26 protein-coding genes and 2 tRNA genes are annotated in these 25,806 nt (G+C 52.7%); 22 read left to right on the top strand and 6 right to left on the bottom strand.

The window, feature by feature from the left end; all coding sequences use genetic code 11:
- Nucleotides 1-2 precede the first annotated feature (2 nt).
- From mlaD to murA, 5 genes are all read left to right on the top strand, one after another.
- Nucleotides 3-554, top strand: coding sequence for an outer membrane lipid asymmetry maintenance protein MlaD (gene mlaD / locus NA624_RS11370; RefSeq protein WP_001193591.1), 552 nt, complete (start codon nt 3-5; stop codon nt 552-554).
- 18 nt (nt 555-572) lie between these two features.
- Nucleotides 573-1,208: a phospholipid-binding protein MlaC gene (gene mlaC / locus NA624_RS11365; RefSeq protein WP_000476475.1), complete on the top strand. Its 636-nt coding sequence runs from the start codon at nt 573-575 to the stop codon at nt 1,206-1,208.
- Nucleotides 1,208-1,504, top strand: coding sequence for a lipid asymmetry maintenance protein MlaB (gene mlaB / locus NA624_RS11360; protein ID WP_000188844.1), 297 nt, complete (start codon nt 1,208-1,210; stop codon nt 1,502-1,504). The genes mlaC and mlaB overlap by 1 nt, the downstream gene beginning before the upstream one ends.
- 187 nt (nt 1,505-1,691) lie before the next feature.
- A complete protein-coding gene (gene ibaG, locus NA624_RS11355) occupies nt 1,692-1,946 on the top strand; it encodes a BolA family iron metabolism protein IbaG (protein WP_001518349.1) in 255 nt (84 codons plus the stop codon).
- 53 nt (nt 1,947-1,999) lie between these two features.
- Entirely contained in the window at nt 2,000-3,259 is a 1,260-nt protein-coding gene (gene murA / locus NA624_RS11350) for a UDP-N-acetylglucosamine 1-carboxyvinyltransferase (RefSeq protein ID WP_000357288.1), read from the top strand.
- Nucleotides 3,260-3,316: 57 nt separating this feature from the next.
- Here murA and sfsB read toward each other — a convergent pair whose 3' ends face one another.
- Nucleotides 3,317-3,604, bottom strand: a complete 288-nt coding sequence (sfsB, locus tag NA624_RS11345) for a DNA-binding transcriptional regulator SfsB (RefSeq protein ID WP_000444168.1) — start codon at nt 3,602-3,604, stop codon at nt 3,317-3,319.
- Nucleotides 3,605-3,835: 231 nt separating this feature from the next.
- Entirely contained in the window at nt 3,836-4,807 is a 972-nt protein-coding gene (ispB, locus tag NA624_RS11340) for an octaprenyl diphosphate synthase (RefSeq protein WP_001047354.1), read from the bottom strand.
- 257 nt (nt 4,808-5,064) lie between these two features.
- Between ispB and rplU the strand changes: the two genes are divergently transcribed.
- The 4 genes from rplU (at nt 5,065) to cgtA (ending at nt 7,936) form a co-directional block, all read left to right on the top strand.
- Nucleotides 5,065-5,376: a 50S ribosomal protein L21 gene (gene rplU / locus NA624_RS11335; RefSeq protein ID WP_000271398.1), complete on the top strand. Its 312-nt coding sequence runs from the start codon at nt 5,065-5,067 to the stop codon at nt 5,374-5,376.
- A gap of 19 nt (nt 5,377-5,395) precedes the next feature.
- On the top strand, nt 5,396-5,653 hold the full coding sequence (gene rpmA / locus NA624_RS11330; protein WP_000940593.1) for a 50S ribosomal protein L27: 258 nt from the start codon (nt 5,396-5,398) through the stop codon (nt 5,651-5,653).
- A gap of 129 nt (nt 5,654-5,782) precedes the next feature.
- The gene (locus tag NA624_RS11325) at nt 5,783-6,748 is read left to right on the top strand and encodes a DMT family transporter (RefSeq protein WP_000813052.1); all 966 of its coding nucleotides are present in this window, start codon (nt 5,783-5,785) and stop codon (nt 6,746-6,748) included.
- A gap of 15 nt (nt 6,749-6,763) precedes the next feature.
- Nucleotides 6,764-7,936, top strand: coding sequence for an Obg family GTPase CgtA (gene cgtA, locus NA624_RS11320; RefSeq protein ID WP_000673556.1), 1,173 nt, complete (start codon nt 6,764-6,766; stop codon nt 7,934-7,936).
- A 130-nt stretch (nt 7,937-8,066) separates the two neighbouring features.
- On the opposite strand, the gene dacB is transcribed toward cgtA, so the two are convergent.
- Nucleotides 8,067-9,500 carry a serine-type D-Ala-D-Ala carboxypeptidase gene (dacB, locus tag NA624_RS11315; RefSeq protein WP_001212686.1) on the bottom strand — a complete coding sequence of 478 codons (1,434 nt, stop codon included), beginning with the start codon at nt 9,498-9,500 and terminating at the stop codon, nt 8,067-8,069.
- Between the two features lie 247 nt (nt 9,501-9,747).
- Here dacB and greA point away from each other — a divergent pair, with 247 nt between their 5' ends.
- A complete protein-coding gene (greA, locus tag NA624_RS11310) occupies nt 9,748-10,224 on the top strand; it encodes a transcription elongation factor GreA (protein ID WP_001148009.1) in 477 nt (158 codons plus the stop codon).
- 155 nt (nt 10,225-10,379) lie between these two features.
- Here the strand turns inward: greA and yhbY are convergent, their stop codons facing one another.
- The gene (yhbY, locus tag NA624_RS11305) at nt 10,380-10,673 is read right to left on the bottom strand and encodes a ribosome assembly RNA-binding protein YhbY (RefSeq protein ID WP_001592995.1); all 294 of its coding nucleotides are present in this window, start codon (nt 10,671-10,673) and stop codon (nt 10,380-10,382) included.
- Nucleotides 10,674-10,800: 127 nt separating this feature from the next.
- On the opposite strand from yhbY, the gene rlmE reads away from it, so the two are divergent.
- The 6 genes from rlmE to NA624_RS11275 all read left to right on the top strand — a co-directional run bounded on the left by rlmE (nt 10,801) and on the right by NA624_RS11275 (nt 16,403).
- Nucleotides 10,801-11,427, top strand: coding sequence for a 23S rRNA (uridine(2552)-2'-O)-methyltransferase RlmE (gene rlmE, locus NA624_RS11300; protein WP_283045639.1), 627 nt, complete (start codon nt 10,801-10,803; stop codon nt 11,425-11,427).
- 103 nt (nt 11,428-11,530) lie between these two features.
- Entirely contained in the window at nt 11,531-13,465 is a 1,935-nt protein-coding gene (gene ftsH, locus NA624_RS11295; protein WP_001107481.1) for an ATP-dependent zinc metalloprotease FtsH, read from the top strand.
- A 104-nt stretch (nt 13,466-13,569) separates the two neighbouring features.
- Nucleotides 13,570-14,418 (top strand): dihydropteroate synthase, encoded by an 849-nt coding sequence (folP, locus tag NA624_RS11290; RefSeq protein WP_000764711.1) that lies wholly within the window; start codon nt 13,570-13,572, stop codon nt 14,416-14,418.
- A complete protein-coding gene (glmM, locus tag NA624_RS11285; RefSeq protein ID WP_000071171.1) occupies nt 14,411-15,748 on the top strand; it encodes a phosphoglucosamine mutase in 1,338 nt (445 codons plus the stop codon). Before folP ends, glmM begins: the two co-directional genes overlap by 8 nt.
- 222 nt (nt 15,749-15,970) lie before the next feature.
- The gene (gene secG, locus NA624_RS11280; protein ID WP_000272680.1) at nt 15,971-16,303 is read left to right on the top strand and encodes a preprotein translocase subunit SecG; all 333 of its coding nucleotides are present in this window, start codon (nt 15,971-15,973) and stop codon (nt 16,301-16,303) included.
- 13 nt (nt 16,304-16,316) lie between these two features.
- Nucleotides 16,317-16,403, top strand: a tRNA-Leu gene (locus tag NA624_RS11275).
- An 86-nt stretch (nt 16,404-16,489) separates the two neighbouring features.
- Here the strand turns inward: NA624_RS11275 and NA624_RS11270 are convergent.
- Together NA624_RS11270 and argG are read right to left on the bottom strand one after the other, a co-directional pair.
- Nucleotides 16,490-17,449 (bottom strand): helix-turn-helix domain-containing protein, encoded by a 960-nt coding sequence (locus tag NA624_RS11270; protein ID WP_001083598.1) that lies wholly within the window; start codon nt 17,447-17,449, stop codon nt 16,490-16,492.
- 157 nt (nt 17,450-17,606) lie between these two features.
- Nucleotides 17,607-18,950 (bottom strand): argininosuccinate synthase, encoded by a 1,344-nt coding sequence (argG, locus tag NA624_RS11265; protein WP_000207647.1) that lies wholly within the window; start codon nt 18,948-18,950, stop codon nt 17,607-17,609.
- A gap of 343 nt (nt 18,951-19,293) precedes the next feature.
- Here argG and NA624_RS11260 point away from each other — a divergent pair.
- The 6 genes from NA624_RS11260 (at nt 19,294) to truB (ending at nt 25,760) form a co-directional block, all read left to right on the top strand.
- Nucleotides 19,294-19,370 (top strand) — tRNA-Met (locus NA624_RS11260).
- 207 nt (nt 19,371-19,577) lie between these two features.
- The gene (gene rimP, locus NA624_RS11255; RefSeq protein WP_000105462.1) at nt 19,578-20,030 is read left to right on the top strand and encodes a ribosome maturation factor RimP; all 453 of its coding nucleotides are present in this window, start codon (nt 19,578-19,580) and stop codon (nt 20,028-20,030) included.
- 27 nt (nt 20,031-20,057) lie between these two features.
- On the top strand, nt 20,058-21,560 hold the full coding sequence (nusA, locus tag NA624_RS11250; RefSeq protein ID WP_001031038.1) for a transcription termination factor NusA: 1,503 nt from the start codon (nt 20,058-20,060) through the stop codon (nt 21,558-21,560).
- A gap of 24 nt (nt 21,561-21,584) precedes the next feature.
- The gene (gene infB, locus NA624_RS11245) at nt 21,585-24,263 is read left to right on the top strand and encodes a translation initiation factor IF-2 (protein ID WP_000133064.1); all 2,679 of its coding nucleotides are present in this window, start codon (nt 21,585-21,587) and stop codon (nt 24,261-24,263) included.
- A gap of 151 nt (nt 24,264-24,414) precedes the next feature.
- Nucleotides 24,415-24,816 carry a 30S ribosome-binding factor RbfA gene (gene rbfA / locus NA624_RS11240; protein WP_001040199.1) on the top strand — a complete coding sequence of 134 codons (402 nt, stop codon included), beginning with the start codon at nt 24,415-24,417 and terminating at the stop codon, nt 24,814-24,816.
- Nucleotides 24,816-25,760, top strand: a complete 945-nt coding sequence (truB, locus tag NA624_RS11235) for a tRNA pseudouridine(55) synthase TruB (protein WP_000089676.1) — start codon at nt 24,816-24,818, stop codon at nt 25,758-25,760. Before rbfA ends, truB begins: the two co-directional genes overlap by 1 nt.
- The last annotated feature ends 46 nt before the right edge of the window (nt 25,761-25,806 follow it).

Here is a 25,806-nt window from a genome sequence, read left to right as displayed (position 1 = left end):
TCATGCAAACGAAAAAAAATGAAATTTGGGTAGGCGTTTTTTTGCTGGTAGCGTTGCTGGCGGCGCTGTTTGTTTGCCTGAAGGCGGCAAATGTGACCTCTATGCGCACGGAGCCGACCTATAAGGTTTATGCGACCTTCGATAACATCGGCGGTCTGAAAGTGCGTTCCCCGGTACGCATCGGCGGGGTGGTTGTCGGGCGGGTTGAAGATATCTCGCTTGATCCGAAAACATACCTGCCGCGCGTAACGCTCGACATCGAAGAGCGTTATAACCATATTCCCGATACCAGCTCGTTGAGTATTCGTACTTCCGGGCTGCTGGGGGAGCAATATCTGGCATTAAACGTCGGTTTTGAAGATCCTGAGCTGGGAACGTCTATCCTCAAAGATGGGAGTACGATTCAGGACACCAAGTCTGCAATGGTGCTGGAAGATATGATTGGCCAGTTCCTTTATAACAGCAAAGGCGACGACAATAAGAATTCTGGCGATGCGCCAGCCGCAACGGAAGGTCATACTGAAGCCACAACGCCCGCGGGCGAAACGAAATAATCTCAGGAGAATTGAGGCATGTTTAAACGACTGATGATGGTGGCCCTGCTGGTCATTGCGCCATTAAGCGCAGCAACGGCAGCGGATCAGAGCAATCCTTATAAACTGATGAACGAGGCGGCGCAGAAAACGTTTGATCGCCTGAAAAACGAACAGCCGAAAATTCGTGCCAATCCGGATTACCTGCGCGACGTTGTTGATCAGGAACTTCTGCCGTACGTGCAGGTAAAATATGCCGGCGCGCTGGTGCTGGGCCGCTACTACAAAGAGGCGACCCCGGCGCAGCGTGAAGCCTATTTTGCAGCGTTTCGCGAATACCTGAAACAGGCCTACGGTCAGGCGCTGGCGATGTACCACGGTCAGACTTACCAGATAGCGCCTGAGCAACCGCTGGGCGATGCGACCATTGTGCCTATCCGTGTAACGATTATCGATCCCAACGGTCGTCCGCCGGTACGCCTGGATTTCCAGTGGCGCAAAAACACTCAGACCGGCAACTGGCAGGCGTATGACATGATTGCGGAAGGTGTCAGCATGATCACCACCAAGCAAAATGAGTGGAGCGATCTGCTGCGTACTAAAGGCATCGACGGCCTGACCGCACAACTGAAATCTATCTCTCAACAGAAAATTACTTTGGACGAGAAACAGTAATGACGCCGCAACTCACCTGGACGCGTGAGGCGGACACTCTGGTGCTGGCGGGAGAGCTGGATCAGGACGTGTTGGCGCCGCTATGGGACGCGCGCGTAGAAGCGATGACTGGCGTTACCCGTATCGACCTGAGCCAGATCTCCAGGGTGGATACGGGGGGACTGGCGCTGCTGGCGCACCTTGTGAACCAGGCAAAAAAGCAGGGTAATGCCGTATCGCTGTCTGGCGTTAACGACAAGGTTTACGCGCTGGCGCAATTATATAACTTGCCCGAAGACGTACTTCCCCGTATGTAATGAATGCCGGATGGTTTATCCGGCCTACACTTCGCATGATCCCCGTAGGCCGGATAAGTTGCGTTAGCAGCACCATCCGGCACTTTTACCGCGCTGATTTATCAGCGTAATCTTTTGCTTATTTAAGACGGCGCGACTTTGCTCTAAGATGTTGGGCTGTTTTCACTATTTGACGAATAAAGAACCCATGGAAAATCATGAAATTCAGAGTGTGCTGATGAATGCCCTCTCCCTCCAGGAAGTCCACGTCTCCGGCGATGGCAGTCACTTTCAGGTTATTGCCGTGGGCGAGATGTTTGACGGCATGAGCCGGGTCAAGAAACAGCAAACGGTCTATGGGCCGCTAATGGAGTACATTGCGGACAACCGTATCCATGCCGTATCGATCAAAGCATATACCCCGGCGGAATGGGCGCGCGATCGTAAACTTAACGGATTTTAAGCTACGGGTAACCTGCCGGTAGCGGAGATGAATGCTTAACTGAGAATACAATAATGGATAAATTTCGTGTACAGGGGCCAACGACGCTCCAGGGCGAAGTCACAATTTCCGGCGCCAAAAACGCCGCGCTGCCGATCCTGTTCGCCGCTCTGCTGGCAGAAGAACCGGTAGAGATCCAAAACGTTCCAAAACTGAAAGACGTGGATACGTCGATGAAGCTCCTGAGCCAATTAGGTGCGAAAGTGGAACGCAATGGATCGGTACACATTGACGCCAGCCAGGTGAACGTGTTCTGCGCGCCTTATGATCTGGTTAAGACCATGCGCGCCTCGATATGGGCGCTGGGGCCGCTGGTTGCCCGTTTTGGTCAGGGACAAGTCTCTCTGCCGGGGGGCTGTACTATCGGCGCGCGTCCGGTTGATCTGCATATTACCGGTCTGGAACAACTGGGTGCGACCATCAAGCTGGAAGAGGGCTACGTAAAGGCCTCCGTCGAAGGACGTCTTAAAGGGGCGCATATCGTGATGGATAAGGTCAGCGTCGGCGCGACCGTCACCATTATGTGCGCCGCTACGCTGGCGGAAGGGACGACCATCATTGAAAACGCCGCGCGCGAGCCGGAAATTGTCGACACCGCTAACTTCCTGGTTACGCTGGGGGCGAAGATCGCCGGGCAGGGCACCGATCGTATTACGATCGAGGGCGTAGAGCGTCTGGGCGGCGGCGTTTATCGTGTGCTGCCGGATCGTATCGAAACGGGGACTTTCCTGGTGGCGGCAGCGATCTCTCGCGGCAAAATCCTCTGCCGTAACGCGCAACCGGACACTCTGGACGCGGTACTGGCGAAACTGCGCGATGCTGGCGCGGATATCGAAGTGGGCGAGGACTGGATTAGTCTGGACATGCACGGCAAACGACCGAAGGCGGTCAATGTCCGTACCGCGCCGCACCCGGCATTCCCGACCGATATGCAGGCGCAGTTCACGTTGCTGAACCTGGTGGCGGAAGGGACGGGCTTTATCACTGAAACCGTCTTTGAAAACCGTTTTATGCACGTGCCTGAACTCAGCCGCATGGGCGCGCGTGCGGAAATTGAAAGCAATACCGTCATATGCCATGGCGTAGAAACGCTCTCTGGCGCCCAGGTCATGGCGACAGATCTGCGGGCATCTGCGAGCCTGGTGCTGGCGGGCTGTATTGCGGAAGGCACGACGATTGTGGATCGCATTTATCACATCGATCGCGGTTATGAGCGCATCGAAGACAAACTGCGCGCGCTAGGCGCGAATATTGAACGCGTGAAAGGCGAATAACCTTCTGTACGCTGAATAACCCCCGCGAACGCGATGCGGGGGTTGTTTTACAGGCACTTACTCTACATTCTGTTTGTTTTTATTACGCGCTCTCATAAGCCGCGTTCTGTCGATAAACTCATGCGTGCGCGGATCGTGATAACGCGATGGCCAAATAACCCAGGGTTCCGTTCCCAATGCTTTCGCGATAATCAACTCTCCTTTCGGCCACGGGCGCGTTAATGCATTGGCCAGCGTGGATGAACTCAATCCATTCCGGCGTGACTCAGCGGCCATTGAAGTCCCTTTTTTACGTAGTCCGGCAATGATATCGGCCGGATGCCAGTCAATAAGCTTGCTTTCCATACATCCATCACTCCTTAGGTTAATCACTTACGGTTTTAACAACCCGACGACGTTCGATACTATAACGCTTCGTGAAGGAATGTTCTAAAAAGTTCATGTAAGTGTCGGCAATATTCAGAATATGCCAGGGGAAGTCCTGGGTGAGTATGTGAAAGACAGGCGATAGGGTATCTGGAGTTTATTAGAACTTAATGGGATATCCCGCGCAGTGCGCGGGATAAGAGAACGGCATTAACGATCGCGCTGCACCGCGATGTGTGCGAGACCGATTAGCGCCTCACGCCATGGAGTATCCGGCAATATCTGCAACGCGGATATCGCTTTGTCGGCTTCTTCTTCCGCTCGCTGACGCGTCCATTCCAGCGAGCCGCAGGTGGTCATCGCTTCCAGAACCGGTTCCAGAAGATGACGACCATTACCTTGTTCAATAGCGGTACGGATCATCGCTGACTGTTCTGGCGTACCGTGGCGCATGGCGTGAAGCAACGGTAAGGTGGGTTTGCCCTCATTGAGGTCATCACCCACATTTTTACCGAGATGCTCGCCGTCGGCGCTGTAATCCAGCAGATCGTCAATGAGCTGGAAAGCCGTACCAAGGTAGCGGCCATAGTCCTGCAACCCTTTCTCTTGCTCAGGCGTACAACCGGCAAGAATACCGGAGCACTGGGCGGCGGCTTCGAACAGACGGGCCGTTTTACTGTAAATCACCCGCATGTAATTTTCTTCGGTAATGTCCGGGTCATTCACGTTCATCAATTGCAGCACTTCGCCTTCTGCAATCACGTTGACCGCTTCCGACATCACTTCCAGCACTTTTAACGAGCCGAGGCTGGTCATCATCTGGAAGGCGCGGGTATAGATAAAGTCGCCGACCAGCACGCTGGCGGCATTACCGAAGGCGGCATTTGCCGTTGCCTTGCCGCGACGCATATCGGATTCATCCACCACATCATCATGCAGCAGCGTCGCCGTGTGGATAAACTCGATCAGAGCGGCGATAGTCACGTGCGCGTTACCCTGATAGCCCACCGCACGCGCGGCAAGAACGGCAATCATCGGACGAATGCGTTTCCCGCCGCCGCTAATAATGTAATATCCTAGCTGATTAATCAGTTGAACGTCGGAATTAAGCTGTTCAAGGATTGTCGCATTGACACCCGCCATATCTTGCGCGGTTAACTCGTTGATTTTTTCTAAATTCATCGCAAAAGCCGGGCTTATCGCCCCGATTATCCCATGTCTGAATGAGGTAACGTAGGGTTTATGGTTAGAAATATACCCTGATTGTACTGAAAAAACGCTGCAGATAAACGTTACCGTATGCGTTGTGTTTTTTTTCTTCATGTATTGATGGTAGCACTTGTCAAAGCCGTGCAATTTGCGTAATATTCGCGCCCTATTGTGAATATTTATAGCGCGCTCTGAATCATTGAAAGGTGTGCGCGGAAGCGGAGTTTTTTATGTACGCGGTTTTCCAAAGTGGTGGTAAACAACACCGAGTAAGCGAAGGTCAGACCGTTCGCCTGGAAAAGCTGGACATCGCAACTGGCGAAACTATCGAGTTCGCTGAAGTTCTGATGGTCGCAAACGGTGAAGAAGTCAAAATCGGCGTTCCTTTCGTTGATGGCGGCGTAATCAAAGCTGAAGTTGTTGCCCACGGTCGTGGCGAGAAAGTTAAAATCGTTAAGTTTCGTCGCCGTAAACACTACCGTAAGCAGCAGGGCCATCGTCAGTGGTTCACTGATGTGAAAATTACCGGCATCAGCGCTTAAGATTAGGGGAGCAGATTAAATGGCACATAAAAAGGCTGGCGGCTCGACTCGTAACGGTCGCGATTCTGAAGCTAAACGTCTGGGCGTAAAACGCTTTGGCGGTGAAGCAGTTCTGGCAGGCAGCATCATCGTTCGTCAACGTGGTACTAAATTCCACGCTGGCACCAACGTTGGTTGCGGTCGTGACCACACTCTGTTTGCTAAAGCAGACGGTAAAGTGAAATTCGAAGTTAAAGGCCCGAAAAACCGTAAATACATCAGCATCGTTGCTGAGTAAGTTTTTTGTGGTCCGGTAACGGATGAAAGCCCCGCACCTGTTGCGGGGCTTTTTACATTCGATGGCCGACTAAAATATACCCGTGTGGCTGTGTGAATGCCGTTAACGGGTCTTTGCAGGGAACACGGCATGAAGCAGCAGGCAGGCATTGGCATTCTTTTAGCGCTCACTACCGCGATGTGCTGGGGAGCGTTGCCAATAGCAATGAAGCAAGTGCTGGAGGTGATGGAGCCTTCAACCATTGTCTTCTACCGCTTCTTAATGGCCAGTATTGGCCTCGGGGCGATACTGGCAGTAAAAAGAAAGCTGCCGCCGCTGCGTATTTTTCGTAAGCCGCGCTGGTTGGTGTTATTGGCGATAGCGACCTGCGGACTGTTCGGTAATTTCATTTTGTTCAGTTCTTCCCTGCAATATTTGAGCCCAACCGCGTCGCAGGTTATCGGTCAGCTCTCGCCGGTTGGCATGATGGTCGCCAGCGTCTTTATTCTGAAAGAAAAGATGCGCGGTACGCAGGTGATTGGCGCGCTGATGTTATTGAGCGGGCTGGTGATGTTTTTTAACACCAGTCTGATCGAGATTTTTACCCGACTGACCGACTACACCTGGGGCGTTATTTTTGGCGTAGGCGCGGCGATGGTGTGGGTGAGCTATGGCGTGGCGCAAAAAGTATTATTGCGACGTCTGGCCTCGCAGCAGATCCTGTTTTTACTGTACACTTTATGTACGATAGCGCTCTTGCCGCTGGCAAAACCGATGGTGATAGCGCAACTGAGCGACTGGCAGCTCGCCTGTTTGATTTTCTGCGGGCTAAATACGCTGGTAGGATATGGCGCCCTGGCGGAAGCGATGGCGCGTTGGCAGGCGGCGCAGGTGAGCGCGATAATCACGCTTACACCGCTATTTACCCTGCTGTTTTCAGATCTTTTATCTATGGCCTGGCCCGATTTCTTCGCCAGACCGATGTTAAACCTTTTAGGTTATCTCGGTGCGTTTGTCGTGGTTGCGGGCGCGATGTATTCCGCCATTGGTCATCGTATTTGGGGCGGTTTACGCAAGCATGAAACGGTGGTTTCGCAACCCCGCTCAGGCGAATGATTTACGGAGAATAAAATGAAGTTTGTTGATGAAGCATCGATTCTGGTCGTTGCAGGCGATGGCGGTAATGGCTGTGTGAGCTTCCGCCGCGAAAAATATATCCCGAAAGGCGGCCCGGACGGCGGTGATGGCGGCGACGGCGGCGACGTCTGGATGGAAGCCGATGAAAACCTGAATACGCTGATCGATTACCGCTTTGAAAAATCGTTCCGCGCTGAACGTGGTCAGAATGGCGCGAGCCGCGACTGTACCGGTAAACGCGGTAAAGACGTGACCATCAAAGTGCCGGTCGGTACGCGCGTTATCGACCAGGGAACCGGTGAAACGATGGGCGACATGACCAAACACGGTCAGCGTCTGTTGGTCGCGAAGGGCGGCTGGCATGGGCTAGGCAATACCCGTTTTAAATCCTCGGTTAACCGTACGCCGCGCCAGAAAACCAATGGTACGCCGGGCGATAAGCGCGACCTGCTGCTGGAACTGATGCTGCTGGCGGATGTCGGGATGCTGGGGATGCCAAACGCCGGTAAATCAACGTTCATTCGTGCGGTATCGGCAGCAAAACCGAAAGTCGCGGACTATCCGTTTACCACGCTGGTGCCGAGCCTGGGCGTGGTACGAATGGACAGCGAAAAGAGTTTTGTGGTGGCTGACATTCCGGGGTTGATCGAAGGCGCGGCGGAAGGCGCGGGCTTGGGGATTCGCTTCCTGAAGCACCTCGAACGTTGCCGCGTACTGCTGCACCTCATTGATATCGATCCGATCGACGGTTCCGATCCGGTGGAAAACGCCCGTATCATTATTGGCGAACTGGAAAAATACAGCCAGGATCTGGCGGCTAAACCGCGCTGGTTAGTGTTCAACAAGATCGATCTGATGGATAAAACCGAAGCGGAAGAGAAAGCGAAAGCGATCGCCGAAGCGTTGGGCTGGGAAGGGAAATACTATCTGATTTCCGCCGCCAGTCAGCTAGGAGTGAAAGATCTCTGCTGGGATGTGATGACCTTTATCATCGAGAATCCGATCGCGCAGGCTGAAGAAGCAAAACAGCCGGAAAAAGTCGAGTTCATGTGGGACGATTATCATCGCCAGCAGTTGGCTGAAGTGGAAGAAGACGCAGACGATGACTGGGATGACGACTGGGATGAAGACGACGAAGAAGGCGTCGAGTTCATCTACAAACGTTAATCTCGTAGCCGGATGGCGCTAACGCTTATCCGGCCTACAAAAGCCAACGGGCCGCATTTGCGGCCCGTTTTATTATGTTCGTTGTAGGCCGGATAAGACGCGTTAGCGCCGCCATCCGGCAATAATGCACTCAGTTATTCTGATAAATATCCTTGTACAACCGACTCTCGAAGCGTACCAGCGGAATACGCCGATTACGCTGATCGGCAGGTGGAACCGCGTAGCCCGACAAATACTGTACAAATGCCATCCGTTGCCCGCTTGCGGTGGTAATAAAGCCCGCCAGATTATACACGCCCTGCAGTGACCCAGTTTTCGCCGAAACCTTACCGTCTACGCCCGCCTGATGCAGTCCGGCGCGGTATTGCAATGAACCATCATAGCCCGCCAGCGGCAGCATAGAGATAAAGTTCAGCTCGTTATCGTGTTGGGCGATATATTGCAGCACCTGCATCATCGTGGCGGGAGCGATCAGGTTATGGCGAGAAAGACCGGAACCGTCGGCAATAATGGTATTGCCGATATCAATTCCCGCCTGTTGGCGCAGGATCTGGCGAACGGCATCCGATCCCGCCCGCCAGGTGCCAGGCACGTTAAACCTGACATGACCAATCATCCGAAAAACAGTATCGGCGATCATGTTGTCTGACTTTTTCAGCATAATCTTAAGCAGATCGTGCAGTGGCGCCGACTGTTTACTGGCGACGATCGTTCCGGGCTCGTTAACCTGCGTCTGGCGCAGCAGTGTGCCGCGGTAAGTTATCCCGGCCTCTTTCAGTTCCTGCTTGAGGATCGCGCCCGCGTAGCTGGCGCCGTCCTGAATAGCAAAGGCCAGCGGCAGCGGGTCGGCGCGCTGTGGTAAACAGCCGGTAAGCGTATAACGGTTCAAATCGCCAGGCACAACATCCAGCTCGCAATACTGCGCGTCTGCCGAACCGCGCGGCAGAGTCCGTACCTGGCTGAACATCGTTACCGGATAATAAGAGGCCACGCGAATAAAGGCTAAATCGTTTGGTTTTTGCGCGCTATAAAGCGACACAGAAAAACAGTTGCGGTCAACAATGGCGGCGGCGGGAGGCGCGCTGAAACACTGCGTCAGGTCGTTCCACGGCCAGCCTGGCGCTTTATCGTGGCTGGCGAAAATCGACGTGTCGATAAGCACATTGCCGTCGATTTGCGTGACGCCGGACTTTTTCAGCGTCGCGACCATATTGCGAATATCCTGACGTCTTAGCGTTGGATCGCCACCGAATCGCGCAATTACGTCACCTTTCAGGATGCCGTTATCGACGTTGCCTTTAGTCTCCAGCGTGGTCGTAAAACGGAAATCCGGGCCGAGTTGAATCAGCGCCGCCAGCGCGGTAATCACCTTTTGGGTACTGGCGGGAAGCGCCATCTGCTGACTATGATAATCAATAGCCGGCGCGGGCGCGCCAATCTTTTGCACCATCAGCGCGAGGTTGGCGCCGGCCGGAAGCTGTTTGATGTATTCGTCAATATTCGCGGCCTGAACGCTGAACGCTATACTGGTGGTCAATCCGATGATAAATCTGGAAAATCGCATAATCTCGCGCTAACACCCTGGAAACAAGCCGTCATACTACGGCGCAACGCCCTAAAAAGTAAACGATGACCCATAGGGAACTCCAGGGTAAAATGGTTATCAAAGAGGAAATTGTAGCTGACCTGGGACTGCGCGCCCGGGTTGGTGTTTTTTTGCTTCTGACCCTGGTATGGCATATGCCGGGGCTGGCTTAGCAGCCGGGGTAGAGTTCATTGCCCCCTACAGGAATGTTCAAGAGGTATAACAAATGCAAGCTATTCCGATGACCTTACGCGGAGCCGAAAAACTGCGTGAAGAGCTGGATTTTCTGAAATCTGTGCGCCGTCCTGAAATCATCGCCGCTATCGCCGAAGCGCGCGAACATGGCGATTTAAAAGAAAACGCGGAGTATCATGCTGCACGCGAACAGCAGGGTTTCTGCGAAGGGCGCATTAAAGATATCGAAGCAAAACTGTCGAATGCGCAGGTGATTGATGTCACTAAAATGCCGAACAATGGTCGCGTGATTTTCGGCGCTACCGTCACGGTGCTGAACCTGGACACCGACGAAGAGCAGACCTATCGTATTGTTGGCGATGATGAGGCGGATTTTAAGCAAAATCTCATTTCGGTAAACTCGCCAATCGCTCGCGGCCTGATCGGCAAAGAGCAGGATGACGTCGTGGTGATCAAAACGCCTGGCGGCTATGTGGAATACGAAGTGCTTAAAGTGGAATACCTTTAAGCAGTACTCAATACGCAAATTGTTGGTGTATTGTAAAGAAAGGAAAAAGGCCGCATAGCGGCCTTTTATCAACGGAGAGAGCGTGGCATTTTGCTCTCCTGCTCGTGGAAAACCCCTCGTTTTACACAGATTTTGTGTTCGACTTTAGGATATCCTTAACGCGGCAGCGAGATTTTACGCTCTTTAGTTGGGCGATACAGCACCAGCGTTTTACCGATGACCTGTACGTTACAGGCGCCGGTTTCGCGCACGATAGCGTCCACGATCAAGGTTTTTGTTTCGCGATCTTCCGAGGCGATTTTCACCTTGATAAGTTCATGGTGCTCTAACGCTTGTTCAATCTCGGCCAGTACCCCTTCGGTCAAACCATTATTGCCAAGCATAACAACAGGCTTGAGCGGATGTGCCAGACCTTTTAGGTGCTGTTTTTGTTTAGTACTCAGATTCATCGTATATTTTTGCTTACGTTGGGATTGAAAACGGGTCATTCTACCGCCATCTCCCTTATATCGCCAAATAGGCGTGTAGAAATTTACGCCAAAAGGCTACGATGAACTGTCCCGATGGGAATGTTAAATGACAGGTAAAAAGCGTTCTGCCAGCTCAAGCCGCTGGCTTCAGGAACACTTTAGCGATAAATATGTTCAACAGGCGCAGAAAAAGGGGCTACGCTCCCGTGCCTGGTTTAAACTTGATGAAATACAGCAAAGTGACAAACTTTTTAAGCCGGGAATGACGGTAGTCGATCTCGGCGCTGCGCCAGGAGGCTGGTCACAGTATGTGGTCACGCAGATTGGCGGCAAAGGCCGCATCATCGCTTGTGATCTTTTACCTATGGATCCTATCGTTGGTGTGGACTTTCTTCAGGGCGATTTTCGTGATGAACTCGTCATGAAAGCGTTACTGGAACGCGTGGGTGACAGTAAAGTACAAGTTGTCATGTCGGATATGGCACCAAACATGAGCGGAACACCGGCGGTGGATATCCCCCGCGCCATGTATCTGGTGGAGCTGGCGTTAGAGATGTGCCGCGATGTGCTGGCGCTAGGCGGAAGTTTTGTAGTGAAGGTGTTCCAGGGCGAAGGTTTCGATGAGTATCTAAGGGAAATTCGCTCCCTGTTTACGAAGGTTAAAGTTCGTAAGCCGGACTCTTCGCGTGCGCGTTCGCGTGAAGTGTACATTGTAGCGACCGGGCGAAAGTGATAACCGGCAGATTTCAGACGTAAGGTTTGAAAGAAACTGGATATAGAGTATCCTGACGCTGTTTTTAACACAGTTGTAATAAGAGGTTAATCCCTTGAGTGACATGGCGAAAAACCTAATACTCTGGCTGGTCATTGCCGTTGTGCTGATGTCAGTATTCCAGAGCTTTGGGCCCAGCGAGTCTAATGGCCGTAAGGTGGATTACTCTACCTTCCTGCAAGAGGTCAATCAGGACCAGGTTCGCGAAGCGCGTATCAACGGACGTGAGATCAACGTTACCAAGAAAGATAGTAACCGTTACACGACTTACATTCCGATTAATGATCCGAAGCTGCTTGATAACCTGCTGACTAAAAACGTCAAGGTTGTTGGCGAACCACCTGAAGAGCCAAGCCTGCTGGCTTCTATCTTCATTTCCTGGTTCCCGATGCTGTTGCTGATCGGCGTCTGGATCTTCTTCATGCGTCAGATGCAGGGCGGCGGTGGCAAAGGCGCCATGTCGTTCGGTAAGAGCAAGGCGCGTATGCTGACGGAAGATCAGATCAAAACCACGTTTGCTGACGTCGCGGGCTGTGACGAAGCGAAAGAAGAAGTGGCGGAACTGGTTGAATACCTGCGTGAACCGAGCCGTTTCCAGAAGCTGGGCGGTAAAATTCCGAAAGGCGTCCTGATGGTCGGCCCGCCGGGTACCGGTAAAACCCTGCTGGCAAAAGCCATTGCGGGTGAAGCGAAGGTGCCATTCTTTACGATTTCCGGTTCTGACTTTGTGGAAATGTTCGTCGGTGTCGGCGCGTCTCGTGTGCGTGACATGTTCGAACAGGCCAAAAAAGCGGCGCCGTGCATTATCTTCATCGATGAAATCGACGCCGTAGGCCGCCAGCGTGGCGCAGGTCTTGGCGGCGGTCACGATGAACGTGAGCAGACGTTGAACCAGATGCTGGTTGAGATGGACGGCTTCGAAGGTAACGAAGGTATCATCGTTATCGCCGCAACTAACCGTCCGGACGTCCTTGACCCGGCGCTGCTGCGTCCTGGTCGTTTCGACCGTCAGGTGGTGGTAGGCCTGCCGGATGTTCGCGGTCGTGAGCAGATTCTGAAGGTGCATATGCGTCGCGTACCGTTAGCGACGGATATTGATGCGGCGATCATTGCGCGCGGTACGCCAGGCTTCTCCGGTGCGGACCTGGCGAACCTGGTCAACGAAGCGGCGCTGTTTGCCGCACGCGGCAACAAACGCGTAGTGTCGATGGTTGAGTTCGAGAAAGCGAAAGACAAAATCATGATGGGCGCCGAACGTCGCTCCATGGTGATGACGGAAGCGCAGAAAGAGTCGACCGCGTACCACGAAGCGGGCCACGCGATTATCGGTCGCCTGGTGCCGGAACACGATCCGGTGCACAAAGTGACGATTATCCCGCGCGGTCGTGCGCTGGGCGTGACCTTCTTCCTGCCTGAAGGCGACGCGATCAGCGCCAGCCGTCAGAAGCTGGAAAGCCAAATCAGCACGCTGTACGGCGGTCGTCTGGCGGAAGAGATCATCTACGGCGTTGAGCATGTTTCTACCGGGGCGTCGAACGACATTAAAGTCGCGACTAACCTGGCGCGTAACATGGTCACCCAGTGGGGCTTCTCGGAGAAACTCGGTCCGTTGCTGTATGCGGAAGAAGAGGGCGAAGTGTTCCTCGGCCGTAGCGTCGCAAAAGCGAAACATATGTCTGATGAAACTGCGCGTATCATCGACCAGGAAGTGAAAGCGCTGATTGAACGTAACTACAATCGCGCTCGTCAGATCCTGACTGACAATATGGATATTCTGCACGCGATGAAAGATGCGCTGATGAAATATGAAACCATCGATGCGCCGCAGATTGATGACCTGATGGCGCGTCGTGAAGTGCGTCCGCCTGCGGGCTGGGAAGATCCAAACGGCACCAATAACTCTGACAGCAATGGTACGCCTCAGGCGCCGCGTCCGGTTGATGAACCACGCACGCCGAACCCGGGCAACACGATGTCAGAGCAGCTGGGCGACAAATAAGCGTTTGTTGTACAACATTATGTTTAGCGCTCACCGAAACCCTGGGGATTGCCCCGGGGTTTTTCTTTTTTTAACTCACCACAAATAAAACAGGGATTTTGACCATGAAACTCTTCGCTCAGGGCGCCACGCTCGATCTCACTCATCCGCATGTTATGGGGATCCTGAACGTAACGCCGGATTCGTTCTCCGACGGCGGCGCGCATAACACGCTGATTGAGGCGGTGAAACATGCGAATTTAATGGTGAATGCCGGGGCGACAATTATTGATGTGGGGGGGGAATCAACGCGACCAGGCGCGGCGGAAGTGAGCGTGGAAGAAGAGCTGGATCGCGTTATTCCGGTACTGGAAGCAATCGCGCAACGCTTTGAAGTGTGGATTTCTGTGGATACCTCTAAACCCGAGGTGATCCGTGAAGCGGCAAGGGCGGGCGCGCATATTATCAATGATGTCCGTTCGCTCTCCGAACCCGGCGCGTTGGAAGCGGCAGCGGAAACCGGCTTGCCGGTCAGTCTTATGCACATGCAGGGCAACCCCAAAACCATGCAGGAGGCGCCGAAATATGACGATGTCTTTGCCGAGGTGAATCGCTACTTTATTGAGCAAATAGCACGTTGTGAGAAGGCCGGCATCGCAAAAGAGAAATTGTTGCTCGACCCCGGATTCGGTTTCGGTAAAAATCTCTCTCACAATTATACCTTACTGGCGCGACTGGGTGAGTTTCATCATTTTAACCTGCCGCTGCTGGTGGGCATGTCACGTAAAACGATGGTTGGTCAGTTACTTAACGTGGGACCATCAGACCGTCTGAACGGCAGCCTTGCGTGCGCGGTAATTGCCGCGATGCAGGGCGCGCAGATCATTCGCGTCCATGACGTCAAAGAAACCGTAGAGGCGATGCGGGTGGTAGAAGCCACTCTGTCTGCAAAGGGAAACAAACGCTATGAGTAATCGTAAATATTTCGGTACCGATGGGATTCGCGGACGTGTAGGCAATGCCCCCATTACACCTGATTTCGTGCTTAAACTGGGTTGGGCTGCCGGAAAAGTGCTGGCGCGTCATGGCTCGCGTAAAATCATTATCGGTAAAGATACGCGTATTTCCGGCTATATGCTGGAGTCCGCGCTGGAGGCGGGCCTTGCCGCTGCGGGGCTGTCGGCCTCGTTTACCGGACCTATGCCAACGCCAGCCGTCGCCTATCTGACGCGGACTTTCCGCGCGGAGGCGGGTATCGTTATCTCGGCTTCGCATAACCCGTTCTATGATAACGGCATTAAATTCTTCTCTATCGACGGTACGAAACTGCCTGACGATGTGGAAGAAGCCATCGAAGCCGAAATGGAAAAAGAGATCACCTGCGTAGACTCCGCCGAGCTGGGTAAAGCCAGCCGCATCGTCGACGCCGCCGGACGCTATATTGAGTTCTGTAAAGGCACCTTCCCGAACGAACTGAGCCTCAACGGCCTGAAAGTGGTTGTGGATTGCGCCAACGGCGCTACCTACCATATCGCGCCGAATGTGCTGCGCGAGCTGGGCGCGACCGTTATCGCCATCGGCTGTGAGCCAAACGGCGTCAACATTAACGAAGAAGTGGGCGCGACCGACGTGCGCGCGTTGCAGGCGCGCGTGTTGGCGGAGAAGGCGGACCTCGGCATTGCGCTTGACGGCGACGGCGACCGGGTCATCATGGTTGACCATGAAGGCAATAAAGTCGATGGCGATCAGATTATGTATATCATCGCGCGCGAAGGGCTGCGCCAGGGGCAACTGCGCGGCGGCGCGGTGGGGACGCTGATGAGCAATATGGGGCTGGAGCTGGCGCTCAAGCAGCTTGGCATTCCGTTTGCCCGGGCGAAAGTGGGCGACCGCTACGTGCTGGAAAAATTGCAGGAAAAAGGCTGGCGCATCGGCGCGGAAAACTCTGGTCACGTTATTCTGCTGGATAAAACGACCACTGGCGACGGTATTGTAGCGGGGCTACAAGTTCTGGCGGCGATGGTGCGTAATCATATGAGTCTGCACGATCTGTGCAGCGGTATGAAAATGTTCCCGCAGATTCTGGTTAACGTGCGTTACACCGCCGGTAGCGGCGATCCGCTGGAAAATGAAGCGGTGAAAACGGTAACGGCGGACGTAGAAGCCACGCTCGGCAATCGTGGGCGGGTACTGCTACGTAAATCCGGTACCGAACCGCTGATTCGCGTGATGGTGGAAGGCGAGGATGAAGCGCAGGTTACGGCATTCGCCCATCGTATCGCGGATGCGGTAAAAGCCGTTTAAGCGTTTAAGTGACTAAAAAGGCGGCGGTTGCCGCCTTACGGCCCGCAAAAAACAACGCTTTTGCTGTTTTTTTCCGCAGTTGATACAATGCGCTTAAATTGCCCTTGCGAAGGTCATTCGCTTTGGTTAGTATTCACACCCGCTTCAGTGGGAAACAGTAAAAATCCCGCTTTATTGGTAGAAGCATTGGTACGCGGCAACTCCGCAAGGAACAGGTTGATTATGTACGAAGCTCTTTTAGTTGTTTTCCTTATTGTGGCAATTGGCCTTGTAGGTCTGATCATGCTGCAGCAAGGTAAAGGCGCTGATATGGGAGCCTCCTTCGGAGCAGGCGCTTCCGCTACGCTATTTGGTTCAAGTGGTTCTGGTAACTTCATGACCCGAATGACGGCGGTATTGGCGACGCTGTTCTTCATCATCAGTCTGGTGTTGGGTAATATCAATAGCAATAAAACCAATAAAGGAAGCGAGTGGGAAAATCTGAGCGCGCCGGCGAAGACCGAGCAGACTCAACCTGCTGCACCGGCCCAGCCGACCAGCGATATCCCGCGCTAATAGCAGTATCCGTGCCGAGGTGGTGGAATTGGTAGACACGCTACCTTGAGGTGGTAGTGCCCAATAGGGCTTACGGGTTCAAGTCCCGTCCTCGGTACCAATATTCCAGAAAAAAGACGCTGAAAAGCGTCTTTTTTTTTCGTCTGTTGAAAACGGAGGCCCTTTACTAACTTAGGGCCGCCTCAGTTATCTTCCTATGTGTAAGGCGCTTTCATCCAACTCGAAATCTGTAATTTCAAGTTTTTCCATAATTACAGGGAGAACTTGGTGAATGATTCGCATACCAGTCAGTATCTCATTCATGTAGATATCTGGGTGGATTCGTGATTTATTTAAATCTAAGCTTTCAGCCTCAGCTGCAACACTCAGATCATCTGCACTATCGTAAACCATCTGGAGGAGCTCTGCTCGTAATGGAATTCCTGCACGGAATGCCAGAAGTTTGAGTTGGCTTAACCAGTTTTCATAATCCTTCTCAACTTCATAACGGAATTGTCGAAAATTCGGTGCTGTTGCTGAATCAATCTCAATTTTGCAAGCTGCAAGCGACATCAAAGAATACATAATATTGATGGCATCAGTTGAATAGATATCCAACCCTTCATCTTGTATTAATTCATCAACATAAGCAGCATAAAAGCCATAGACATCATTCAGCGAGTTATAGATTTTTTCAATAATTGAACTGTGAGGGTTATTGCTGATGGAGTCCCATAGATCTTCAGTTTCTTCATCATCTGTATTCTCATAGTTGATATCTAATTCAACAGGGAACGATTTTGGAGCGGATAACCCCATTTTTTCCAATGTATCAATCGTTTCTTCACATAAGAACCCTTCTTCGTCGAGTAGAGGTGTTGTGACGTAGCCGGTTTCTGCTCTGTCATGTACTCTATCAGCAATAAAATGCATCAGACGATCCCATTTTTCTGCATTACTGACGGAGCCTGCCCACTCAACAAGCAGTGGAGAATACTCACCTATGTTGGTGATTTTTCTGAATTTCTTTTCCATATCATCAGACATATGTTCACCTTTTTTCCACTTGCTAATTTGAGTGGAGGAAACCCCTAGCTTTCCAGCAAGTTCTTTTTGGCTGCATTTAAGGATATCTAAGGCTAGGCGTACAAAGTGTTCACTGTTCATTTTTCTACCTTTTTAGTAAATAAAACCGTTAATTAAGTGAATTTATTATTGATTTTATTTTAGTAAATTTCAATTTAGTTTTACTTAAAAATTATGTGAGCCTAAGCTGGCAATAAAAAAGGCCGCTTTCGCGGCCTGTTGCATCAACGACGCGGGCTTATTTGACTTTGTTTTCCAGATTCTCAACTTGCGGCAGACCGGTCGCGGAAGAGGCGGTTAACAGACCCGCTTTCGCGTAGCCGAACAGTTTCTCGCGGGTATCGGTAATGTCCAGATTACGCATGGTCAATTGACCGATACGATCGTCCGGTGAGAACACGGACTCGCCTTTCTCCATGGTCAGACGCTCAGCCTTATAGGTCAGGTTGTCGGACACGGTGTTCAGGATGGAGTAATCGTTGCCGCGACGCAGCTCCAACGTCACTTCACCGGTAATCTGGCTGGCGACCCAACGTTGCAGGCCGTCACGCAGCATCAGCGCCTGCGAGTCGAACCAGCGGCCCTGATACAGCAGTTTGCCCAACTGACGACCATGAGAGTGATATTGCTCAATGGTGTCTTCGTTGTGAATACCGGTCAACAGACGCTCGTAAGCGATGTGCAGCAGTGCCATTCCGGGGGCTTCATAAATACCGCGGCTTTTTGCTTCAATGATGCGGTTTTCAATTTGGTCGCTCATACCCAGGCCGTGACGGCCGCCGATGCGGTTTGCTTCCAGCATCATCTCAACATCATCGCTAAAGGTTTTGCCATTCAGCGCTACCGGATGTCCTTGTTCAAAACGGACGGTCACCTCTTCTGCCGGGATCTTCACGCTCTCGTCCCAGAACTTCACGCCCATAATCGGGTTGACGATCTTGACGCTGGAGTTAAGAAACTCCAGATCTTTCGCTTCATGCGTGGCGCCGAGCATGTTGGAGTCGGTGGAGTAGGCTTTTTCGACTGACATCTTATAGTCGAAACCGCAGGCAATCATAAATTCAGACATCTCATGGCGACCACCCAGCTCATCGATAAAGTCGGTATCCAGCCACGGTTTGTAAATCTGTAATTCAGCATTCGTCAGCAGGCCGTAACGATAGAAACGTTCAATATCGTTGCCTTTATAGGTGCTGCCGTCGCCCCAGATATTCACGCCGTCTTCTTTCATCGCGGCGACCAGCATCGTGCCGGTCACGGCACGGCCCAGCGGCGTGGTATTGAAATAGGTCAGTCCGCCGGTTGTGTTGTGGAAAGCGCCGCACTGAATCGCTGCGATCCCTTCTGCAACCAACTGCTTGCGGCAATCAATCAGGCGAGCATTCTCTGCGCCATACTCCATTGCGCGACGAGGAATGGCGTCATAGTCATCCTCATCCGGTTGTCCCAGATTCGCAGTATAGGCATATGGGACAGCTCCTTTTTGTCGCATCCACAGCAGTGCGGCGCTGGTGTCCAGACCGCCGGAAAAAGCGATACCAATACGTTGACCTGCTGGAAGATGCTTAAGAATCGTCGTCATAGAATAGAACCCTGCTTGATTGACTGATAATGAGATCGGTTTCTGCTTTAGTGCATTTTTATGCAAAATAAATGAGTTTTCATTTAATCATCTTTTAGCAGAGACAGGAAGCATTTAGTGAAGGTTTACTGAAATAACGTTGTGAAATGCGTGTATAAGCCGGAGAGGTGGGATGAGTATAACGAAGAGTGATATTCATTCATCTGCATATTGGGAATAGGGTTGACATAACTCATGCCTGGTCACTATACTGTGCGCAGATTTTACGTCCCGTCCTCGGTACCAAATCCCAGCAGTATTTGCATTTTTTACCCAAAACGAGTAGAATTTGCCACGTTTCAGGCGCGGGGTGGAGCAGCCTGGTAGCTCGTCGGGCTCATAACCCGAAGGTCGTCGGTTCAAATCCGGCCCCCGCAACCACTTTCCCTTAGAGTTCTTTTTCAAATATACTGTGAAGATTATGTCCTTCGTAGCTGGATTTGAAAAAAATTCTTTCGGAAGGTACACCAGACCGCCGTTGCGGTTATAGGGTTCAGTTATCTAAAGCCCCGATTTATCGGGGTTTTTTGTTATCTGACTACAGAATAACTGGGCTTTAGGCCCTTTTTTTATGTCTTGGGGGTGGGCTTGTCCACATTAGAGCAAAAATTAACAGAGATGATTACAGCGCCAGTTGAAGCCTTAGGCTACGAGCTGGTCGGCATCGAATTTATTCGCGGTCGCACATCCACACTGCGCATCTATATTGATAGTGAAGATGGCATCAATGTTGATGATTGTGCTGATGTGAGCCACCAGGTAAGCGCGGTGCTGGACGTTGAAGATCCTATCTCCGTGGCTTACAACCTTGAAGTCTCGTCACCGGGTCTCGACCGTCCTATGTTCACTGCCGATCACTATGCGCGTTTCCAGGGTGAAGAAGTCGCGCTGGTTCTTCGCATGGCGGTACAGAACCGTCGCAAGTGGCAGGGCATTATCAAAGCGGTGGACGGTAAAATGATTACCGTCACAGTCGAAGGCAAAGATGAAGTGTTCGCGCTGAGTAATATCCAGAAGGCGAACCTGGTTCCCCACTTTTAACAGTCTGGATGAGGTGAAAAGCCCGCGATGAACAAAGAAATTTTGGCTGTTGTTGAAGCCGTCTCCAACGAAAAAGCGCTGCCACGCGAAAAAATTTTTGAAGCGCTGGAAAGTGCGCTGGCGACAGCAACAAAGAAAAAATATGAGCAGGAGATCGATGTTCGTGTAGAAATCGATCGTAAAAGCGGTGATTTTGATACTTTCCGCCGTTGGTTGATCGTTGAAGAAGTGACCATGCCGACGAAGGAAATTACGCTGGAAGCGGCGCGCTTTGAAGACGAAAGTCTGAATGTCGGCGACTATGTTGAAGATCAGATTGAATCTGTCACCTTTGACCGTATCACCACGCAGACTGCGAAACAGGTTATCGTGCAGAAAGTGCGTGAAGCCGAACGGGCGATGGTTGTCGATCAGTTCCGCGACCAGGAAGGCGAAATCGTCACTGGCGTGGTGAAGAAAGTAAACCGCGACAATATCTCTCTGGAAATTAAATCTGAAGGGATGGCCGGTAACGCTGAAGCGGTGATTCTGCGTGAAGATATGCTGCCGCGCGAAAACTTCCGTCCTGGCGACCGTATTCGCGGCGTGCTGTATGCTGTTCGCCCGGAAGCGCGTGGCGCGCAGCTGTTCGTCACCCGTTCCAAGCCGGAAATGCTGATCGAACTGTTCCGCATCGAAGTGCCGGAAATCGGCGAAGAAGTGATTGAAATTAAAGCGGCGGCTCGCGATCCGGGTTCTCGTGCGAAAATCGCAGTGAAAACCAACGATAAACGTATCGATCCGGTCGGCGCTTGCGTGGGGATGCGCGGCGCGCGCGTTCAGGCGGTCTCTACCGAACTGGGCGGTGAGCGTATCGATATCGTGCTGTGGGATGATAACCCGGCGCAGTTCGTCATTAATGCGATGGCGCCGGCAGACGTCGCGTCTATCGTGGTGGACGAAGATAAACATACCATGGATATCGCCGTTGAAGCCGGTAATCTGGCGCAGGCGATCGGACGTAATGGTCAGAACGTCCGCCTGGCTTCGCAATTGAGCGGCTGGGAACTCAACGTAATGACCGTTGATGACTTGCAGGCTAAACATCAGGCTGAAGCACATGCCGCTATCGAGATCTTTACTAAATATCTTGATATTGATGAAGAGTTCGCGACCGTTCTGGTAGAAGAAGGTTTCTCCACGCTCGAAGAACTGGCCTATGTGCCAATGAAAGAACTGCTGGAAATTGACGGCCTTGATGAGCCGACCGTTGAAGCACTGCGCGAGCGTGCTAAAAACGCACTGGCCACTCTGGCGCAGGACCAGGAAGCAAGCCTCGGTGATAACAAACCGGCTGACGATCTGCTGAATCTGGAAGGATTAGATCGCGATATGGCTTTCAAACTGGCGGCTCGTGGTGTTTGTACGCTGGAAGATCTCGCCGACCAGGGCATTGATGATCTGGCTGATATCGAAGGGTTGACCGACGAAAAAGCCGGTGAGCTGATTATGGCTGCCCGTAATATTTGCTGGTTCGGCGACGAAGCGTAATAAACTGTAGCAGGAAGGAACAGCATGACAGATGTAACCCTAAAAGCGCTGGCCGCAGAGAGACAGGTTTCCGTGGATCGCCTGGTACAGCAGTTTGCTGATGCAGGTATCCGGAAATCTGCTGACGACTCTGTGTCCGCACAAGAAAAACAGACTTTACTGGCGCACCTGAACCGCGAAGCGGTTTCTGGTCCCGATAAACTGACGCTGCAGCGTAAGACGCGCAGTACCCTGAATATTCCAGGTACCGGTGGAAAAAGTAAATCGGTACAAATCGAAGTCCGCAAGAAGCGCACCTTTGTGAAACGCGATCCGCAAGAGGCTGAACGCCTGGCCGCGGAAGAGCAGGCGCAGCGTGAAGCGGAAGAGCAAGCCCGTCGTGAGGCAGAAGAACAGGCCAAACGCGAGGCGCAACAAAAAGCTGAACGCGAGGCCGCAGAACAAGCTAAGCGTGAAGCCGCTGAAAAAGCGAAACGTGAAGCTGCGGAAAAAGACAAAGTGAGCAATCAACAGACTGACGATATGACCAAAACCGCCCAGGCCGAAAAAGCCCGCCGTGAGAATGAAGCTGCAGAGCTGAAGCGTAAAGCGGAAGAAGAAGCACGTCGCAAACTCGAAGAAGAAGCGCGTCGTGTAGCAGAAGAAGCTCGCCGCATGGCGGAAGAAAACAAATGGACCGCAACGCCTGAGCCAGTAGAAGACACCAGTGACTATCATGTCACCACTTCTCAGCACGCTCGCCAGGCCGAAGACGAAAACGATCGTGAAGTTGAAGGCGGTCGTGGTCGTGGCCGTAATGCAAAAGCGGCGCGTCCGGCGAAAAAAGGCAAACATGCCGAATCCAAAGCCGATCGCGAAGAAGCGCGTGCTGCGGTTCGCGGCGGTAAAGGCGGCAAGCGTAAAGGGTCTTCTTTACAGCAAGGCTTCCAGAAGCCCGCTCAGGCCGTTAACCGTGACGTGGTGATCGGTGAAACCATCACCGTTGGCGAACTGGCGAACAAGATGGCGGTGAAAGGTTCTCAGGTCATCAAAGCGATGATGAAGCTGGGCGCCATGGCCACTATCAACCAGGTCATCGACCAAGAAACCGCACAGCTGGTTGCCGAAGAGATGGGCCACAAAGTTATCCTGCGTCGTGAAAACGAACTGGAAGAAGCGGTAATGAGCGACCGTGATACCGGCGCTGCGGCTGAACCGCGCGCACCGGTTGTGACCATCATGGGCCACGTTGACCACGGTAAAACCTCTCTGCTGGACTACATTCGTTCCACGAAAGTAGCCTCAGGCGAAGCGGGCGGCATTACCCAGCACATCGGTGCTTACCACGTTGAAACTGACAACGGGATGATCACCTTCCTGGACACCCCGGGCCACGCCGCATTTACTTCTATGCGTGCTCGCGGCGCCCAGGCAACGGATATCGTGGTTCTGGTGGTAGCGGCAGACGACGGCGTGATGCCGCAGACTATCGAAGCTATCCAGCACGCGAAAGCGGCAGGTGTGCCGGTCGTGGTTGCGGTGAACAAAATCGATAAGCCGGAAGCCGATCCGGATCGCGTTAAGAACGAACTGTCCCAGTACGGCATTCTGCCGGAAGAGTGGGGCGGCGAGAGCCAGTTCGTTCACGTGTCTGCGAAAGCAGGTACCGGTATTGACGAACTGCTTGACGCTATCCTGCTGCAGGCCGAAGTTCTGGAACTGAAAGCCGTTCGTAAAGGTATGGCGAGCGGTGCGGTGATCGAATCCTTCCTGGATAAAGGTCGTGGTCCGGTGGCTACCGTTCTGGTACGCGAAGGTACGCTGCATAAGGGCGATATCGTGCTGTGTGGCTTCGAATACGGCCGCGTGCGTGCGATGCGTAACGAACTGGGTCAGGAAGTGCTGGAAGCGGGTCCGTCCATTCCGGTGGAAATCCTCGGCCTGTCCGGCGTTCCGGCTGCCGGTGACGAAGTGACCGTAGTTCGCGACGAGAAGAAAGCGCGTGAAGTGGCTCTGTATCGTCAGGGTAAATTCCGTGAAGTTAAACTGGCTCGTCAGCAGAAATCTAAACTCGAGAACATGTTCGCCAACATGACCGAAGGCGAAGTTCACGAAGTGAACATCGTGCTGAAGGCTGACGTACAGGGTTCTGTGGAAGCGATTTCCGACTCTTTGCTGAAACTGTCTACCGACGAAGTGAAAGTGAAGATCATCGGTTCTGGCGTAGGTGGTATCACCGAAACCGACGCGACCCTGGCTGCGGCGTCCAACGCCATTCTGGTGGGCTTCAACGTTCGTGCGGATGCCTCTGCGCGTAAAGTGATCGAATCTGAGAGCCTGGATCTGCGTTACTACTCCGTCATCTATAACCTGATCGACGAAGTGAAAGCGGCGATGAGCGGCATGCTGTCTCCGGAACTGAAACAGCAGATCATCGGTCTGGCTGAAGTGCGCGATGTGTTCAAATCGCCGAAATTCGGCGCGATCGCGGGCTGTATGGTTACCGAAGGTACGATTAAACGTCATAACCCAATCCGCGTTCTGCGTGACAACGTGGTTATCTATGAAGGCGAGCTGGAATCCCTGCGCCGCTTCAAAGATGACGTTAACGAAGTCCGTAACGGCATGGAATGTGGTATCGGCGTGAAGAACTACAACGACGTTCGCGTTGGCGATATGATTGAAGTGTTCGAGATTATCGAGATCCAACGTACCATCGCTTAAGGTTGGTTGGGTGTAGGCCGGATAAGGCGTTTACGCCGCCATCCGGCAATGTTATGCCTGATGGCGCTAGCGCTTATCAGGCCTACAGCCTGAATACCGTATTAATTTCAAAAAGGGGCTGATAGCCCCTTTTTTGTCTGGAGAATTTATTATGGCGAAAGAATTTGGTCGCCCGCAGCGCGTGGCCCAGGAGATGCAAAAAGAGATCGCAATCATCCTGCAGCGCGAAATTAAAGACCCGCGCCTGGGTATGATGACTACCGTCTCCGGTGTCGAAATGTCCCGTGACCTGGCCTATGCCAAAGTGTTTGTCACCTTTTTGAACGACAAAGATGAAGACGCAGTAAAAGCGGGCATCAAAGCGTTGCAGGAAGCGTCTGGTTTCATCCGCAGCTTGCTGGGTAAAGCGATGCGTCTGCGCATCGTACCGGAACTGACCTTCTTCTACGACAACTCGCTGGTGGAAGGGATGCGTATGTCCAACCTGGTGACTAACGTGGTGAAACATGACGAAGAACGTCGTGTGAACCCGGACGACAGCAAGGAGGACTGATGAGTCGTCCTCGTCGTCGTGGCCGCGACATTCACGGCGTTCTGCTGCTGGATAAGCCGCAGGGTATGTCCAGCAATGACGTGCTGCAGAAAGTTAAGCGCATCTACAATGCCAACCGCGCCGGGCATACCGGCGCGCTGGACCCGCTGGCGACCGGCATGTTGCCGATTTGCCTCGGCGAAGCGACAAAATTTTCGCAGTACCTGCTGGATTCTGACAAACGCTATCGTGTTATTGCCCGTCTGGGGCAGCGCACGGATACCTCTGACGCCGATGGTCAAATCGTGCAGGAGCGTCCGGTGACTTTCAGCGCTGAGCAGCTTGCGAGCGCGCTGGAGACCTTTCGTGGGGATATCGAACAGATTCCCTCGATGTATTCGGCGCTGAAGTATCAGGGCAAGAAGCTGTACGAATATGCCCGCCAGGGTATCGAAGTGCCGCGCGAAGCCCGCCCGATTACCGTCTATGAGCTGCTGTTTATTCGCCATGAAGGTAACGAGCTGGAGCTGGAAGTTCACTGCTCCAAAGGCACCTATATTCGTACCATTATTGATGATTTAGGTGAGAAACTGGGCTGTGGCGCGCACGTAACGTACCTGCGTCGTCTGACGGTCAGCAAGTATCCGGTGGATCGTATGGTGACGCTGGAGCACTTGCGCGAGCTGGTAGCACAGGCGGAACAGCAGGGCGTTCCGGCGGCGCAGTTGCTCGATCCATTATTGATGCCAATGGACAGTCCAGCTTCGGACTATCCTGTTGTTAATCTGCCGTTAACATCTTCGGTATACTTCAAAAATGGCAACCCGGTTCGTACCTCGGGCGCGCCGTTGAAGGGACTGGTTCGTGTGACGGAAGGTGAAGACGATAAATTTATCGGTATGGGCGAAATTGACGACGAAGGCCGTGTCGCGCCTCGTCGGCTGGTAGTAGAGTACCCAGCGTAATGTCGCTTCGTCTTGCGATAAGAGAGCGCTGCGAGTAGAATACCGC

This window comes from Salmonella sp. NW38 (assembly GCF_051807745.1).
In the GTDB taxonomy this organism is placed as follows: domain Bacteria; phylum Pseudomonadota; class Gammaproteobacteria; order Enterobacterales; family Enterobacteriaceae; genus Salmonella; species Salmonella enterica.
Note: the sequence above shows the minus strand (reverse complement) of the source record. Positions and strands in the feature narration are given on the sequence as shown.

Coding starts and splice junctions, on each gene's coding strand:
- mlaD (WP_001193591.1), top strand. CDS start 3: ATGCAAACGAAAAAAAATGAAATTTGGGTAGGCGTTTTTTTGCTGGTA.
- mlaC (WP_000476475.1), top strand. CDS start 573: ATGTTTAAACGACTGATGATGGTGGCCCTGCTGGTCATTGCGCCATTA.
- mlaB (WP_000188844.1), top strand. CDS start 1,208: ATGACGCCGCAACTCACCTGGACGCGTGAGGCGGACACTCTGGTGCTG.
- ibaG (WP_001518349.1), top strand. CDS start 1,692: ATGGAAAATCATGAAATTCAGAGTGTGCTGATGAATGCCCTCTCCCTC.
- murA (WP_000357288.1), top strand. CDS start 2,000: ATGGATAAATTTCGTGTACAGGGGCCAACGACGCTCCAGGGCGAAGTC.
- sfsB (WP_000444168.1), bottom strand. CDS start 3,604: ATGGAAAGCAAGCTTATTGACTGGCATCCGGCCGATATCATTGCCGGA.
- ispB (WP_001047354.1), bottom strand. CDS start 4,807: ATGAATTTAGAAAAAATCAACGAGTTAACCGCGCAAGATATGGCGGGT.
- rplU (WP_000271398.1), top strand. CDS start 5,065: ATGTACGCGGTTTTCCAAAGTGGTGGTAAACAACACCGAGTAAGCGAA.
- rpmA (WP_000940593.1), top strand. CDS start 5,396: ATGGCACATAAAAAGGCTGGCGGCTCGACTCGTAACGGTCGCGATTCT.
- NA624_RS11325 (WP_000813052.1), top strand. CDS start 5,783: ATGAAGCAGCAGGCAGGCATTGGCATTCTTTTAGCGCTCACTACCGCG.
- cgtA (WP_000673556.1), top strand. CDS start 6,764: ATGAAGTTTGTTGATGAAGCATCGATTCTGGTCGTTGCAGGCGATGGC.
- dacB (WP_001212686.1), bottom strand. CDS start 9,500: ATGCGATTTTCCAGATTTATCATCGGATTGACCACCAGTATAGCGTTC.
- greA (WP_001148009.1), top strand. CDS start 9,748: ATGCAAGCTATTCCGATGACCTTACGCGGAGCCGAAAAACTGCGTGAA.
- yhbY (WP_001592995.1), bottom strand. CDS start 10,673: ATGAATCTGAGTACTAAACAAAAACAGCACCTAAAAGGTCTGGCACAT.
- rlmE (WP_283045639.1), top strand. CDS start 10,801: ATGACAGGTAAAAAGCGTTCTGCCAGCTCAAGCCGCTGGCTTCAGGAA.
- ftsH (WP_001107481.1), top strand. CDS start 11,531: ATGGCGAAAAACCTAATACTCTGGCTGGTCATTGCCGTTGTGCTGATG.
- folP (WP_000764711.1), top strand. CDS start 13,570: ATGAAACTCTTCGCTCAGGGCGCCACGCTCGATCTCACTCATCCGCAT.
- glmM (WP_000071171.1), top strand. CDS start 14,411: ATGAGTAATCGTAAATATTTCGGTACCGATGGGATTCGCGGACGTGTA.
- secG (WP_000272680.1), top strand. CDS start 15,971: ATGTACGAAGCTCTTTTAGTTGTTTTCCTTATTGTGGCAATTGGCCTT.
- NA624_RS11270 (WP_001083598.1), bottom strand. CDS start 17,449: ATGAACAGTGAACACTTTGTACGCCTAGCCTTAGATATCCTTAAATGC.
- argG (WP_000207647.1), bottom strand. CDS start 18,950: ATGACGACGATTCTTAAGCATCTTCCAGCAGGTCAACGTATTGGTATC.
- nusA (WP_001031038.1), top strand. CDS start 20,058: ATGAACAAAGAAATTTTGGCTGTTGTTGAAGCCGTCTCCAACGAAAAA.
- infB (WP_000133064.1), top strand. CDS start 21,585: ATGACAGATGTAACCCTAAAAGCGCTGGCCGCAGAGAGACAGGTTTCC.
- rbfA (WP_001040199.1), top strand. CDS start 24,415: ATGGCGAAAGAATTTGGTCGCCCGCAGCGCGTGGCCCAGGAGATGCAA.
- truB (WP_000089676.1), top strand. CDS start 24,816: ATGAGTCGTCCTCGTCGTCGTGGCCGCGACATTCACGGCGTTCTGCTG.